Annotated in this window: 16 protein-coding genes and 1 other RNA gene; 16 read left to right on the top strand and 1 reads right to left on the bottom strand. The window is 41.3% G+C overall.

Annotated elements, in window-relative coordinates:
* Positions 1–49: 49 nt before the first annotated feature.
* The 16 genes from L1S31_RS06050 (at position 50) to ssrA (ending at position 14892) form a co-directional block, all read left to right on the top strand.
* A complete protein-coding gene (locus L1S31_RS06050) occupies positions 50–484 on the top strand; it encodes a response regulator (protein WP_236463563.1) in 435 nt (144 codons plus the stop codon).
* Positions 485–584: 100 nt separating this feature from the next.
* Positions 585–1190 carry a flavin reductase family protein gene (locus tag L1S31_RS06045; protein WP_236463562.1) on the top strand — a complete coding sequence of 202 codons (606 nt, stop codon included), beginning with the start codon at positions 585–587 and terminating at the stop codon, positions 1188–1190.
* Between the two features lies 1 nt (position 1191).
* Positions 1192–1644, top strand: coding sequence for an SRPBCC domain-containing protein (locus tag L1S31_RS06040; RefSeq protein WP_236463559.1), 453 nt, complete (start codon positions 1192–1194; stop codon positions 1642–1644).
* A 2-nt stretch (positions 1645–1646) separates the two neighbouring features.
* Positions 1647–3950, top strand: a complete 2304-nt coding sequence (locus L1S31_RS06035; RefSeq protein WP_236463557.1) for an oxidoreductase — start codon at positions 1647–1649, stop codon at positions 3948–3950.
* On the top strand, positions 3947–5533 hold the full coding sequence (locus tag L1S31_RS06030) for an AMP-binding protein (protein ID WP_236463556.1): 1587 nt from the start codon (positions 3947–3949) through the stop codon (positions 5531–5533). The genes L1S31_RS06035 and L1S31_RS06030 overlap by 4 nt, the downstream gene beginning before the upstream one ends.
* Positions 5530–7110 carry an FMN-binding glutamate synthase family protein gene (locus tag L1S31_RS06025; RefSeq protein ID WP_236463554.1) on the top strand — a complete coding sequence of 527 codons (1581 nt, stop codon included), beginning with the start codon at positions 5530–5532 and terminating at the stop codon, positions 7108–7110. The genes L1S31_RS06030 and L1S31_RS06025 overlap by 4 nt, the downstream gene beginning before the upstream one ends.
* 9 nt (positions 7111–7119) lie before the next feature.
* Positions 7120–8667, top strand: coding sequence for a T9SS type A sorting domain-containing protein (locus L1S31_RS06020; protein WP_236463551.1), 1548 nt, complete (start codon positions 7120–7122; stop codon positions 8665–8667).
* A gap of 2 nt (positions 8668–8669) precedes the next feature.
* Positions 8670–9101, top strand: coding sequence for an acyl-CoA thioesterase (locus tag L1S31_RS06015; protein WP_236463549.1), 432 nt, complete (start codon positions 8670–8672; stop codon positions 9099–9101).
* Positions 9102–9111: 10 nt separating this feature from the next.
* On the top strand, positions 9112–10092 hold the full coding sequence (locus tag L1S31_RS06010) for a carbon-nitrogen hydrolase family protein (protein WP_236463547.1): 981 nt from the start codon (positions 9112–9114) through the stop codon (positions 10090–10092).
* 1 nt (position 10093) lies between these two features.
* Positions 10094–11197: a cupin domain-containing protein gene (locus L1S31_RS06005; protein WP_236463545.1), complete on the top strand. Its 1104-nt coding sequence runs from the start codon at positions 10094–10096 to the stop codon at positions 11195–11197.
* Between the two features lie 26 nt (positions 11198–11223).
* Complete coding sequence (locus L1S31_RS06000) at positions 11224–12135, top strand: fumarylacetoacetate hydrolase family protein (RefSeq protein WP_236463543.1); 912 nt, start codon at positions 11224–11226, stop codon at positions 12133–12135.
* A 2-nt stretch (positions 12136–12137) separates the two neighbouring features.
* Positions 12138–12764, top strand: coding sequence for a class I SAM-dependent methyltransferase (locus L1S31_RS05995; protein ID WP_236463541.1), 627 nt, complete (start codon positions 12138–12140; stop codon positions 12762–12764).
* Positions 12761–13510 carry a maleate cis-trans isomerase family protein gene (locus L1S31_RS05990; RefSeq protein WP_305039054.1) on the top strand — a complete coding sequence of 250 codons (750 nt, stop codon included), beginning with the start codon at positions 12761–12763 and terminating at the stop codon, positions 13508–13510. The genes L1S31_RS05995 and L1S31_RS05990 overlap by 4 nt, the downstream gene beginning before the upstream one ends.
* Positions 13511–13513: 3 nt before the next feature.
* Positions 13514–13858, top strand: a complete 345-nt coding sequence (locus L1S31_RS05985) for a VOC family protein (RefSeq protein ID WP_236463539.1) — start codon at positions 13514–13516, stop codon at positions 13856–13858.
* A gap of 202 nt (positions 13859–14060) precedes the next feature.
* Entirely contained in the window at positions 14061–14294 is a 234-nt protein-coding gene (locus L1S31_RS05980; RefSeq protein WP_236463537.1) for a hypothetical protein, read from the top strand.
* Positions 14295–14494: 200 nt separating this feature from the next.
* Positions 14495–14892, top strand: a transfer-messenger RNA (tmRNA) gene (gene ssrA / locus L1S31_RS05975).
* Positions 14893–15327: 435 nt separating this feature from the next.
* Here ssrA and L1S31_RS05970 read toward each other — a convergent pair.
* A partial coding sequence (locus L1S31_RS05970) for a T9SS type B sorting domain-containing protein (protein ID WP_236463536.1) occupies positions 15328–15541 on the bottom strand: 214 nt, incomplete at its 5' end.

The following is a 15541-nucleotide window of genomic DNA, read 5'->3' as shown; positions in this document are numbered from 1 at the left end:
ATGCGTATCTTCACCACTTATAACCACAATTAACTGCGAATTTTGCATAATGGAAGAACAGCAACTAACTTCGATTTTTTATGCCGATGACGATGTAGATGACCTGGATTTTTTTAAGGAAGCACTATTGGAAATAGACAAACCCGTTTGCCTGTTTGAAGAAGGAGATAAACTACTAAAATCCCTTCACAATCCGCCACCACGCGCCTCTGTTATTTTCCTTGACCTGAACATGCCCGTCAAGTCGGGTTTTGATGTCCTGCGTGAAATCAAAGCATCAGCCAACATTGAAAATGTTCCTGTAGTGATTTTTACAACCTCAAGCAATCCGGCAGATATTGAATTGTGTAAAAAAATGGGAGCCAATCTTTATATTCGCAAACCAGCATCTGTGGGTGCACTCAGAAAAGCCATCAATTATGTATTATCGATTGACTGGGAAAACTTTAATCCAACGGACAAGGAATTTCTTTATCTGGGCTAAATAAATCAGTATAATAATTCGGCTTTTTTTTGTTATTTTGTGTACCGAACACAAGAGGCGCTGCCCAGCTGTATGGAGCGCTCCAAAATAAAGGAATAACATGCAATTTGACCCAAACGAATTAGAACATACTGCCGTTTACAAACTCTTAACAGGCACAATCATCCCAAGGCCCATTGGCTGGATTTCAAGTGTCAGTGAAAACGGAATTAACAATCTTGCCCCTTTCTCCTATTTCAATGCTGTTGGCGATGATCCGCCACACGTAATGTTTTCAACAGGAAGAGGAAACGATTCCAACAAGGATACGCTCAACAATGTACTGGCTACCAAACAATTTGTAGTGAATATGGTTACCGAAGAGTTGGTCGAACAAATGAATATGACTGCGCAGGCAGTTCATTCCGATATAGACGAATTTGAATTGGCCGGAGTCACTCCCATCGCGTCGCAGAAAGTAAAACCCATGCGTGTAAAGGAAAGTCCAATCACACTCGAATGCGAACTGGTACATCACTATTTCCTGGAAGGACACAAACATGGTGGCGCTTGCGTAGTGATTGGCCGTATTGTAATGATGCATTTTGATGAAAATGTTTTATTGGACAATTACAAAATCAATCTCGAAAATTACAGGCCAGTTTCCCGATTGGCAGGATCGCATTATGCAAAAATTGGAGAGCTTTTCTCTGTAAAAAGAAACTAATATGAAAACGGATGTATTAGAAATAAATGTTGCAATGCAGATTTCAAAACCAATCAACGAAGTTTTTGAAGCCATTGCCAACCCGGAAAAAATGTGCAATTATTTCATCTCACAAAGTACCGGCAGAATGGAAGAAGGCAAAAACCTTGTCTGGAAATTCCCCGAATTTGACATGGAAGTTCCGGTAAAAGTGGTCAAGGCCGAACAAAGCCTAATTTCCTTCTATTGGGAAAACAGCGGAAAAGACCTCTTGGTTGAAATAAGACTTTCTACCGTTGGCGATAATTTTACCTTGGTAAAAATCTCTGAAAAAAGCATGGAGAACAATGAAGCCGGACTCAAATGGCTGTCCGGTAATTCCTTTGGCTGGTCCAATTTCCTGTCGTGCCTTAAAGCCTATATCGAATTTGGAATCAACCTCAGAAAAGGTTCCTTTGATTTTATGAAAAAATAATTATGCGAATATCAGTAATTGGCGGTGGCCCTGGCGGATTATACTTTTCAATACTCACCAAAAAAGCAATGCCCAATTGCCAGATTGATGTCTACGAACGCAACAAGGCCGATGATAGTTTCGGATTTGGCGTTGTGTTTTCGGATGAAACTTTGGGCGAATTCCTTTCGCGTGATTTAAAATCGTACGAACTAATCCGAAGCAATTTTGCCTATTGGGACGACATCATCATTGCGCGTGACGGACAAACTGTAAGCATCGCAGGAAACGGATTCTGTGGCTGTTCCCGAAAAAAATTATTGCAGCTACTCCAGCAACGATGCACGGAAGAAGGTGTCAATCTTCATTTTGAACAAAACATTGAAGATGTCAGTCAGTTTAAGGATTCAGACATCATCGTGGCCTGTGACGGAATTGCAAGCACCATAAGAAATCAATATGCATCCGATTTTGGAACCAAAATTTCACTAAAGAAAAACCGCTTCGTCTGGCTGGGTTCTACAAAACCGTTAGACGCTTTTACCTATTTTTTTCGAACTACTCCTCACGGATTGATTGTGGCCCACACCTATCAATACCAACCGGGAATGAGTACCTGGATTTTTGAATGCAGCGACGAAACCTGGCAGAAACACGGATTTGAAGTCACTAACGAAGAAGATACCATTGCCAAAATTTCCGGAATATTCAAGGAAGAATTGGATGGCCACGGACTGATTTCAAACAAATCGCATTGGCGCCAATTCCCGCATATAACCAACGAAAAATGGTATCACAACAATATTGTTCTATTAGGCGATGCCAAAGCCACAGCGCATTTCTCCATTGGTTCGGGAACAAAACTGGCAATGGATTCAGCCATTGGTTTGTCAGATGCAGTAATTGCAAATCCAACAAATGTTCCCGCAGCTTTTGAGCAATATGACAAAACACGCCGGAATACGGTTGAAATGATTCAGCATGCTGCTTTGGTTTCATTAGATTGGTTTGAAAACATGGACCGGAACAACCAACATTCCTTTTATCAGTTTGCTTTCGGTTGCATGACTAGAGCCAAAAAAGTAACTTATGAAAACCTGCGCCTACGTGATAAATCGTTTACGGATAAAGTCCTGAACGAGTTTTTGGAAATTCAAAATTCAAAATTTAAAATTCAAAATTCAACTTCGGCGGCATTTACACAATTTAGCTTACGCAATATGACTTTATCAAACCGAATAGTTATGTCTGCAATGGGGCAATATTCCGCCGAAAACGGAGTGGTCAACGACTGGCATTTGGTACATTACGGAAGCCGTGCAACTGGTGGTGTTGGGCTAATTATAGCCGAGATGACTGCCGTTTCCGAAACAGGCCGAATCACTTTAGGTTGCACAGGCATTTACACTCAGGAACAAATACTTAAATGGAAATCTATAACGGATTTTATCCATAAAAATACACAAACAAAAATCGGAATCCAATTGGGACATTCCGGAAGAAAAGGAGCAGCAAAAAGACCTTGGGAAACCGAAGCGATGCAAAACCCATGGGAATTGATTTCAGCTTCGCCAATAGCGTTTAATGAAATTTTTGCGGTTCCAAAAGAAATGGATTTAGCCGATATGGATTTGATCACAAACCAGTTTGTCCAGGCTGCAAAAAATGCCCATGATGCTGGTTTCGATATGATTGAATTACAAGCGCATCATGGATTTTTACTGGCTTCCTTTTTATCGCCCTTAACCAATATCCGAACAGACGAATTTGGCGGAAGAATCGAAAACAGATTGAAATTTCCATTGCGCGTTTTTAATGAAATGAGAAATGCTTTCCCAAAAGAGAAACCAATTTCAGTCCGTATTTCAGCATCAGATTGGGCAGAAAACGGAATTTCTGAAGATGATGTCCTATCGATTGCAGCTGCTTTTAAAAATGCTGGTGCCGACATTATAAACGTTTCCACAGGAAATACCGTCGCTGGACAAAAGCCTCAAACAGGAAGGATGTGGCAGACGCCTTTTTCTGATTTGGTACGCAATACAGTCCATATCCCAACCATTACGACAGGCTACATCCAGGACATTGATCAAATCAATACCATAATCCTAAACGGAAGAGCCGATTTAGTGGCATTGGGCAGGCCATTATTGCTCGACGCGAATTTTGTCCGCAACGCGCAGGCTTATGAGCAGTTTGAAACCAATGACATCCCTAATCAATACAAAATGGGAATCTCCCATTTATATCCGCTAAAGGCATCCGAAAGAAAACAAACCGAAGGCATGAAAAAAGCATTGAAACCGAAGAGTAATAAGAAATCATGAAACATTACACCGACAATTTCGCGCACGAACATTTACCCGCATCTGACTTACAGCCCGATTATGTTTTTCTGGATTTGCCTCAGTTCACCCATCCTGAAATGCTGAATTGTGTCGATGCTTTGCTTGATAATCACATTAAGGAAGGACGAGGCAGTAATCCCTGCATCCGGACTTTTGAAACAGTATGGACTTACAATGATTTATACGAAAAAGCCAATCAGCTTGCACATGTTTTGGTTGATGATTTGGGATTGCAATCGGGAAACCGCGTATTGATTCGTTCCGCTAATAATCCGATGATGGTTGCCTGTTGGTTTGCCATTTTAAAGGCCGGCGGAATTGTAGTAGCCACAATGCCCTTACTTCGCTCAAAGGAATTAACCACTATAATTGACTGTGCCGAAATCTCTCATGCCTTATGTGAAAAAGGATTGCAGGATGAAATGAATCTCGTAAAATCGGAGTTCATTAAAAGGATTTCTTTTTATGATGAATTGGAAACCTTAATGCAGTCGAAGCCAAAAACGTTTACCAATTATCATTCAAAATCAGATTCGATTGCTTTAATTGGCTTTACCTCAGGAACAACCGGTTTGCCAAAAATGACCTCGCATTACCACAAAGACATCCTGAACATTTGCGAAGCATTTCCCCCTTATTCATTACAACCAACACAAAAAGATATTTTTACCGGAAGCCCGCCATTAGGTTTTACCTTTGGTTTGGGCGGATTGGTTTTGTTTCCAATGTATTTTGGCGCTTCCACCTTTTTGATAGAAAAACCAACACCGGATATGCTTTTACAGGCAATCCAGGAGCATAAAATCACGATTTGCTTTACTGCACCAACAGCCTGGCGCGTGATAACCTCCAAAGTAAAGGAGTTTGATGTTTCCAGCTTACGCAAATGTGTCTCAGCCGGAGAAACCCTACCGTTAAAGGTTTGGCAGGATTGGTACGACGCCACAGGTTTGAAAATTATTGACGGGATTGGTTCGACAGAAATGCTCCACATTTTCATTTCATCCAATACTGAAAACATGAAACCTGGCGCAACCGGAGTTGCAGTCACAGGTTACGAAGCCAAAATCATTGACAAAAACGGAAATGATGTCCCAACAAACGAACCGGGAAGATTGGCTGTCCGTGGTGTGACCGGCTGTAAATATTTAAACCGCATTGAAAAGCAGAAAGAATATGTTGAAAACGGCTGGAACATTACCGGTGATATTTTCCGTCAGGATAAAGAGGGTCATTTTTGGTTTGTCGCCCGTGGTGACGATATGATCATTTCTTCGGGTTACAATATCGCTGCGATTGAAGTAGAAAGCGTACTTTTAACACACGAAGATATATTGGAATGCGCGGTAGTCGGCTTACCTGATGAGGAACGTGGAATGCTCGTTTGTGCGCACATTGTACTGAAAGAAAAAGGTAAAGCCACAGACAACATGAAAAACCATATACAACACTGGTTCAAGGAAGTAGCAGCTCCATATAAATACCCTAGGGTTATTTATTTTACCGAAGCTTTACCCAAAACGGAAACGGGAAAAATACAACGATTCAAATTAAAATCATGAGAAAAGCATTTGTCCTTTTTGCAATAACATCACTCGCCATAATCGGCATGCTGATGTATGTCAATTTGAAATTCAGTTTCTTATTATTGATTATAATTCCACTAATTGCCATGGGATTGTATGATATGTTCCAATCCAAAAAAAGCATCCGCAGGAACTTCCCGCTTTTGGGCAGGATGCGTTATTTGTTGGAATCCATAGGCCCTGAAATCCGTCAGTATTTTGTCGAAACGGATACCGATGGCAAACCATTCAACCGTTTACAGCGAAGCCTGGTCTACCAACGAAGCAAAAAGGAAAACGACACCATGCCATTCGGGACGCAGCTCAATGTGTATGACGAAGGTTATGAATGGATAAACCACAGCATTAGGGCTATTTCCTTTTCAAATGTAAATGATAATCCACGCGTACGGATTGGTTCTTCGCAATGCGACAAACCCTATGAGGCGAGTTTGTTCAACATCAGCGCCATGAGTTTTGGTTCATTGAGCAAAAATGCCATACTGGCTTTAAACAACGGAGCCAAAATGGGAAAATTCTACCATAATACCGGCGAAGGCGGATTGTCTCCGTATCATTTGCAGGGTGGCGATGTCGTTTGGAATATTGGAACCGGTTATTTCAGCTGCCGCAATGAAGATGGGACATTTAATTATGACGCCTTTGTGGAAAGAGCAATTTTGCCCAACGTAAAAATGATAGAAATCAAATTTTCCCAAGGCGCTAAACCAGGCCATGGCGGAATCCTACCCAAAGAAAAAGTAACCGATGAAATCGCAGCAATACGTTTGGTTTCAAAAGGGAAAGACGTGGTCTCTCCTCCTACCCATTCCGCATTCACAACACCATTGGAACTAATGGATTTTGTAAAATTACTGCGCAAAGGCTCAGGCGGAAAACCTATTGGAATGAAAATCTGCATCGGAAACAAATCGGAATTCCTGTCCATCTGCAAAGCAATGATAGCAACCAATACCTATTTGGATTTTATAACGGTCGACGGTGGCGAAGGCGGAACCGGAGCAGCACCACAGGAATATTCAGACCACGTTGGAATGCCTTTGCGTGAAGCTTTGGCGTTTGTTTATGATGCATTAAACGGTTTCGGAATCAAAGACCAAATCAAAATCATCTGCAGCGGAAAGGTCATCACAGGTTTTGACATCATCAAAAACCTATCAATTGGCGCCGACTTATGCAATTCGGCACGCGGAATGATGTTTGCTTTAGGCTGCATCCAGGCGTTGGAATGCCATGCGAATACCTGTCCAACCGGAGTGGCAACACAGGATCCCCATTTGATGAAAGGCCTCGTTCCCGAAGAAAAAAGCATCCGTGTAGCACGTTTCCAGAAAGAAACGGTAAAAAGCGCCATGGATTTGATGGCTTCAGCCGGTTTGGCACATCCAGATGATGTTACCCGCGATGTCGTGAGCACACGAATTGACCGCACTCAGGTTAGGACATTTTCCGAAATTTATCCCGAATTGGTCAAAGGAAGTTTGCTGAATGAAGAGAGCGTTCCAAAGGATTTTTTGTACTTTTGGAAGAAAGCCAGCACATCTAAATTCTAATCTAATCCAATGAAAAAAATTCTATTATTATTATTTTCCATTAATTGCTTCGCACAGGCACCTACATTAGAATGGCAAAAATACTTTGGCGGGTCAAAAGCGGATGAAGCACGATGTATAAAGCATACTTCTGACGGAGGTTATATTGTTGGAGCCTATACTTTTTCCAATGATGGACAAGTCTCGGGGTTACACGGAACTATTGAAGATTTTTGGGTAGTAAAGCTAGCCGCAGACGGAACGATACAGTGGCAAAAGACCTTTGGAGGAACGGGCGATGAAGAAATATATAGTATTGCCCAAACCACTGACGGAGGATATATTATAGCAGGATATGCTACTTATCCAAACGATGGCGATGTTACCGGAGTTCATAGTAATGATTACAGAGAAGATTTTTGGGTCATAAAAATCTCAAGCACAGGGAATCTTGAATGGCAGAAAGCCCTGGGCGGTTCTTTAAATGAAGTAGCCAGAGACATTAAGCAGACTCCAGACGGCGGTTATATTGTAATTGGAAGTACAATAAGTAATAATTTTGATGTTTCTGGGTTACATGGAACCTACAATGACGCCTGGGTTGTAAAATTGAGTGCCACCGGAATCATAGAATGGCAAAAAACCTATGGAGGTTCCAATTATGATTATGGAAGATCTATAACCCTATCGGCCGATGGCGGTTATGTTTTTACAGGAGGCTCTAAATCAACAGATGGAGACTTGTTGGGTCTTCAGGCATCAAATACCTACACCAATATGTGGGTAGTTAAAATTAGTAGTACAGGTACGATTCAGTGGCAAAGAATAATGCAGGGCGGTAGCGAAGGCTACAAAATAAATACTACTTCCAGCGGTGAGTATATAATTCTGGGCAGCGCAAACCACACAGCTCCTTTTCCCAGCAATGGAAATGGATATAACGGCATACTAAAATTAGACGCTGCAGGAACGGTATTATGGGCAAGGACTTATGGCAATAATGGCGCATCTGTTCAATTTGGAAATATTATGCAGGCGAACGATGGCAATTACGTTTTTTCTACTTCAGTTTCATCAGCTACCGGCGATGTCGCCGATTTTAATGGGATGGGCGATATATGGGTAGTTAAGCTTAATGCTCAAAACGGAAATATCCTTTGGCAAAAATCAGTAGGCAGAAGCGATGCCTATACTTATGCCCATTATTTGGACCAGACAAATGATAATGGTTATATACTATCCGGTAATATTGTCACAAGTACAACTTTCCCTGGTTTTCATGGTGGCGGGGCTGATGCGTTTGTAGCAAAATTATCAGCAGACAGTTTATCAATGAATGAATTTAACCCTTATCAATTGGCAATCTATCCAAATCCGGGTAAGGATATTATCAAATTTGAGTCACCCGACAATGCTATTATGGATAAATGCATTATCACAGATTTGACAGGCAAAATTATTATCACACAAACCGAAAGAATCAATCAGATCGATATTGGAAACTTATCGATTGGCATGTATTTTATACAGGCATTTTCAGGAGCAAATAAATACCAATCAAAATTCATAAAAGAATAATCATGAACCAACCTTTCGTAAAAACAGAAAAAATCCGTTTCAAGCATGTTGATTATGCGGGAATTGTTTTCTATCCGCGTTTCCTCGAAATGCTCAACGATTTGGTCGAAGATTGGTTTGAGGAAGCCTTAGAACGCCCTTTTTCCAAAATCCATGAAACCAACGGAATTCCGACAGTAGATTTGAAAGTACAGTTCAAAAAAGCAGCGCGTTTGGGAGAAACCTTAACCAAAAAACTCTGGGTCATCAACCTCGGCGGAGCTTCGGTGAATTGCGGTTTCCGCTTTGAGGATGAAAACGGCAAAACCTGCCTTGAAGGCGAAGTGGCCTTAGTAAATGTCGCTATTGCCGAAGACCGGAATAACATCAAAGCCGAGCCTTTCAACGACTATATGAAAGAAAAAATATCTAAGTTCATAAATCATAACTCATAACTCTAATAAAGTGGAATTCAAAAAATTCAAGGCTGCAGCCGTACAAACATCACCAGCTTTCCTCAATGTTGAAAAAACAATTGAAAAAGCGGTTTCTTTTGTAAAGGAAGCTACTGCAAATGGTGCCAATCTCGTGGCGTTTCCCGAAGTATTTGTTGCCGGTTATCCTTATTGGAACTGGATTATGACGCCGGTTCAGGGAAGCAAATGGTATGAGCAGTTGTATAAATCTTCGGTGAAAGTAGATGATGATGCAATGAAACCATTATACGAAGCAGCAAAAAACCATAATTGCCATATTGTTATCGGAATCAACGAACGCGGTGATAGTTATGGCGAAATCTACAATACCAATCTCATCATTGACAATAATGGAAAACTTATTGGAAAACACCGAAAATTAGTCCCAACCTGGGCAGAAAAATTAACGTGGACTTCAGGTGATGGTTCATCCCTAAAAGTTTACGATACCGAAATTGGACCAATCGGAACTTTGGCCTGTGGCGAAAACACCAACACCTTGGCTCGTTTTACGTTGCTGTCGCAGGGCGAATTAATCCATATTGCCAATTATATTTCACTTCCGGTAGCTCCACCCGATTACAATATGGCTGAAGCGATTAAGATTAGAGCAGCGGCGCATTCATTCGAAGGGAAGCTGTTTACAATCGTTTCCTGCTCCACAATTTCAAAAGAGATCATGGAAGCTTTGAAAGATGATGTTCCTAATGTTGAAGAATTACTAACGCGTAAAAACTCGGCTTTCTCAGGAATCATTGGGCCAAATGGCGCTGTAGTTGGCGAACCCTTAATTGACGATGAAGGGATTGTTTATGCTGATATCGATTTGGAAAAATGCATCCAGCCCAAACAGATGCATGACATTCTTGGGCATTACAACCGCTTTGATATTTTTGATTTGCGGGTAAATACCGCTCCAACAAGAAAAATTACATTCATAGACAATCACGAAGAATTTAATAAAAAATAAGATGAACGAGAACCATTCAGACGATCAGATTGGTAGAGCACGTGTTCAGGATTCACCTGAATTACTGGCTTACTATAAAGAACTCGAAACCCTTGGAGCTGGTGCCTTATGGACCGTTGCCAATGATATTGAACCTTGGGAACCACGAAGCAATTCCGTTCCGATGCTATGGAAATATGAAGATTTACGAAGTCTGGTTCTGAAGTCATCCGAATTGGTGACTCCCGAACAGGCAGGACGAAGAGTGGTTTATCTGGTAAACGACAAACGAAAAGACGTTTCGGCGGCAGTCGGATGGTTGTACACAGGAATCCAGGTTACACGTCCGGGCGAAAGCACTTCGGCACACCGTCACAAAGCTTCGGCACTTCGTTTTATCATGGAAGGCGATAAAGGTTATACCGTAGTGGATGGGAATAAAATTATGCTTGAAGTCAATGACTTTGTGATTACTCCCAATTCCACCTGGCATGAGCACGGTGTTGAAGAAGGCGGTAAAACCTGTATTTGGCAGGATGGCTTGGATATTCCATTGGTCAATGCTTTGGAAGCTAATGATTATGCCGTTTATGATGGCAAACAGGCGCACATCTCACCTGTAAATCATTTGCCATTATCGTTTGACGGAAATGGATTGGTTCCGGCAGATGTGGTTTGGGATAAACCCTATTCACCTTTATTCAAATATTCCTGGAAAAAAGTCTATCCGGCTTTATTGGAAGCTGCCAAAGTAAACCAGCCAAATGCTTTTGACGGAATCCTAATGAAGTACACCAACCCAATGACAGGCGGTCATGTAATGCAGACCATGGGAGCGTCAATCCAGTTACTGCCTGGCGGCTTCAAAGGAAAAGCGCACAAACATACAGGTTCATTTGTATATCAATGTGCCAAAGGAAGTGGTTACTCCATCATCAACGGGCAACGCTTTGATTGGAAAGAACGTGATATTTTCTGTGTTCCTTCCTGGGCTTGGCACGAACATCACAATGCTTCAGATACCGAAGATGCCTGTTTGTTCAGCTTTAATGATTTACCGGTAATCGAAAGCCTTGGATTGTTCCAGGGAAGGGAATATACTGAGAACAACGGCCACCAACTTTAGAAAACAGAATCTGACATATATAAAAAATGAAATTACTTACTTACACTACTGAAAATTCAGAACCACGCTTAGGATTCATCCACAATAACCAGGTAATCGATATGGAGGATTTTGGGGAAATATCAAACTTCCCATTGCCTTCTTCGATGTTGGAACTAATTGACATGGGTTATGAATTGGTAGAAGAGCTTAATGATATGGTTGCCGATACAGAGCCAGCATTTTTAAAGGAAATCGCTTATGAAATAAGCGAAGTTACCTTCTGTGCCCCTATTCCAAAACCAAGGAAAAACATTATCGGTATTGGCCTGAATTATACAGAACACGTTGCCGAAAGCGCTCGTACTTTAGATACAACCGGAAAACTACCGCAAAAGCCCATCATTTTTTCAAAACCACCAACAACGGTTACAGCAACTAATACCGATATCATTAAAAACACCAAACTAACTTCGCAGTTGGATTGGGAAGTCGAATTGGCTGTGGTGATTGGCAAAAAAGGGAAATACGTTTCCAAAGCCGATGCTATGGATTATGTTTTTGGATACACCGTGATTAATGATGTTTCGGCACGTGACTGTCGTCGTGAAGGGCAATGGATTGTTTCCAAAGGACAGGATACTTTTGCACCAATGGGACCTATTTTGGTTACTAAAGACGAAATTGAAAATCCACACAACCTGAATTTATCCTTAAAGGTAAACGGCGTTGAAAAGCAAAATGCAAATACAAAATTCCTATTGTTCAACATCAACGATTTGATTGAGGATTTGAGTACGGTTTTCACTTTGGAAGCCGGCGACATCATCGCAACCGGAACTCCTTCGGGTGTTGGTGCCGGCCGTGACCCTCAGGAATGGCTGTATGATGGCGACGTAATCGAAGCAACCGTGGAAGGAATTGGAACCATAACAAATACAGTAAGGGATTTAAAATAAAAATGGATCAGACCAAAATCGCAGTTAACGTTTTCAACAAACTTGCCCATGCATATCAGGAGAGGTTTATGGATGTATCGTTGTACCACGATTCATTTGATACATTTTGCCAAAGCATCAAAAAGGAAAATCCAAGCATTTTAGAATTGGCATGTGGACCGGGGAATATCACCAAATACCTTTTGGAAAAGCGTCCCGATTTTAAAATCCTGGCAACCGATTTGGCTCCGAATATGATTGAATTAGGAAAAATAAACAACCCAACTGCCGATTTTCAATTACTTGATTTTAGGGATATTGAAAATCTGGACACCACTTTTGATGCTGTGATGTGTGGATTTGGACTACCCTATCTTTCGAAAAAGGAAGCCATCCAATTTATTGAAGATTCAAAGCATATCCTGAATCCAAATGGTGTTCTATACCTAAGTACGATGGAAGACGATAATTCCAAATCGGGATTTAAAACAGGAAGTACCGGTGATGCCATGTATCAAAATTTCCATCAGGCCGATTATCTTACTGAGACGCTTGAGAATAATGGTTTTAAGATAATCGATATTCAGCGAAAAAAATACCTTCACAACCAACAAGACACAACTGACTTAATACTAATTGCAACAAAATGAAGAAATACAGAATAGGCCAAATCGTGCCATCATCAAACGTAACCATGGAAACCGAAATTCCTGCAATTTTCCGCTCCAGGGAAACAATCCTGCCCGAACGTTTTACGTTTCACAGCAGCCGAATGAGGATGAAAAAAGTAACCAAGGAAGAACTCGAAGCCATGGATGCGATGAGCCTCAAATGCGCACAGGAGTTATCGGATGCACATGTTGATGTGATGGGTTATGCGTGCCTGGTTGCGATTATGAGTATGGGACGAGGGTATCATTGCGTGTCGGAAGTAAACCTGCACCAGGAAACCGTTGCCAATGATTTTCCAACACCAATTGTCACTTCAGCCGGAGCATTGATAAATGGTTTGAAGGTTTTAGGTGCCAAACAAATTTCGATTATAACACCTTATATGCGCCCGTTAACCGACATGGTTGTCGATTATATAGAACATCAGGGAATAAAAGTCAAGGAAAGCATTGCGCTCGAAATTCCGGACAACCTTGAAGTTGCCGCTCAAAACCCTATGAACCTCTTGGAAATTTATAAGCGTTTAGACCTAACTGATATTGACGTCCTGGTAGTCTCAGCCTGCGTACAGATGCCGTCACTGGAAGCCGTCGATTTGATTCAGGCAGAAACCGGAATTCCGGTAACTTCGGCCGCAGTCTGCACCACTTACGAAATGATGAAAAAGCTCGGCATTGAAGCTAAGTCAGCTATTGGAGGAGAATTATTGAATGGTAAATATTAAGCTATGAAAAATCAAATTCATGGTCTTCGAACCACAATCTACAAAGTCAACGACATTCCAAAAGCAAAGGAATGGTACGCAAAGGCATTTCAAACCCAGCCTTATTTTGACCAGCCGTTTTATGTTGGTTTCAATATTGGTGGTTACGAATTGGGGTTGCACCCCGAAGGAGAAACTCCGTTAAACCGTTCAGATGCTGTGGTAAGTTATTGGGGTGTGGATAATGTTCAGGAAACCTTTGATTTCTTTTTGAGTTTAGGCGCTACCGCTTTCGAAAACCCGCAGAATGTTGGTGGCGAAATTGTTTTGCCACACTCAAAGATCCTTGGGACAATGTCATTGGATTAATCTATAATCCTGAATTTACTTTAGGATAGCTACACAATTACAAAAACTTCAAAAGCCCTTTTTCAAGGGCTTTCTTTATTTATATCTTATAACATTTTCACATAATTGCGTAATACAAAACAGTGTTTCCATTTCTAACTTTGGGAACTCGAGGCGAGCCGAACTGTATGGAGCGCAGCGGAATAAAAACAAACATCATATTATGGCAACACTTAACAACGGTGCTTCCGGAAAAGGAAATTCGGGCCACCAACACGACGGACAGAAAGACTATCAAAATTCCAATCAGCGAAATCCCGATAACATTAGGGATAATACCCGCGACCATCGCTACAAAGACCACGACGAGGTTTCTACAAACGATGCCAATTTTGATAACGGGAAACCAACGATCGATTTACAACTGGACGACAAGGATCAAAATGTCGAGCCTTAATTTTTTTATAAATCTAACCAATACTAAACATCATGAACGGATTCTTTAAAACACTCATTGCTGGTTTCACGGCAAAAAAATTGGGAGGTGGCTGCCTTTCAATGATTATAATTTTTATAATTATTTATTGGTTGCTTGGTAAATTCTGATTTAATCAATTACTTTTGCAGAACAATTTTTGTTAACTCAAAAATCCATTTGGGGTCGACTGGTTTTGACAGCAAGTCGAATTGAATTGTAAGCACGTCGAGCATTGTGCCTTTTGCTCGTAAATCCAAAGACACGAACTTATAAACGGCGAAAATAATTACGCTTTAGCTGCTTAATCCGAAGTTTAGTACGATTTGCCTAGTCTCGTCAAGGACGAGAAGCTGGATTCTCCTCAGAAGCCTTGGTTTATGGCGTCTGGTTTTGGGGAACCGTAAAAGTAAACCTAGGAAAGGTAATGTTCTGAATCCTTTCTGACACTCATAGAGCTAAGCATTGGGTCGCTGTCTTTGGCATAACCTGATGTCGAAAACCTAATCAGGGACTAAACGTGTAGAAAGCATTTTAGTTGCTTGTTTGGACGGGAGTTCGACTCTCCCCGACTCCACATCAAGCGCAGTTTGCGTATTAAAATGAGAAAATCAGACAAGCTCGCTTGATCTGATTTTCTCATTTTAATATGTCTGCCTCTAAAAGGTAGCAAATTGCATTTGCAGTTTTGGAATAACAGAGCTGGGCGCAGCAACTCTCCTGTACTTGAATGATTTTTTTTATTAGAAGCAGCCACTTGCCTTCCTTTCCACTAATCGTCCCGCTATCCGCTATATCTTTTTTAGGATGTGCCTTCACTTCGTTTCGGCCAGTCCTAAAAAAGGATGCCGCTCCTATCGGGGCTAAGGACACGTGAGCTGCTCTATAGATACTTCATAGATAAAGCATAGATAAAGCATAGATAGTGGATTATGTAAAATATAAAAGGCATCAATAAAAAAGCCCTGACTGAGTCAGGGCTTTTTTTATAAACTTTGCCACTTTGTGGCTCTCTTTATCGCTTCAGTGTAAAGTGTGCCTTAAAGGTTGACGGCAGTGCTGTGGTTGGTTCAATGAAGTCAACCGTAAACCAGTAATCATCTGCAGGCAACAGGTGTCCGTTAAACGTTCCATCCCATCCCGGTCCGTTGGCACTGATCTGTTTGAGCAGTTTGCCATAACGGTCAAAGATGTAAATCCTCGCTCCGTTCTGTCCGCTCAATCCCCAG

Source organism: Flavobacterium wongokense (genome assembly GCF_021608265.1).
GTDB lineage: Bacteria > Bacteroidota > Bacteroidia > Flavobacteriales > Flavobacteriaceae > Flavobacterium > Flavobacterium wongokense.
The sequence above is the reverse complement of the archived record's forward strand: the minus strand, read 5'-3'. Positions and strand labels throughout refer to the sequence as shown.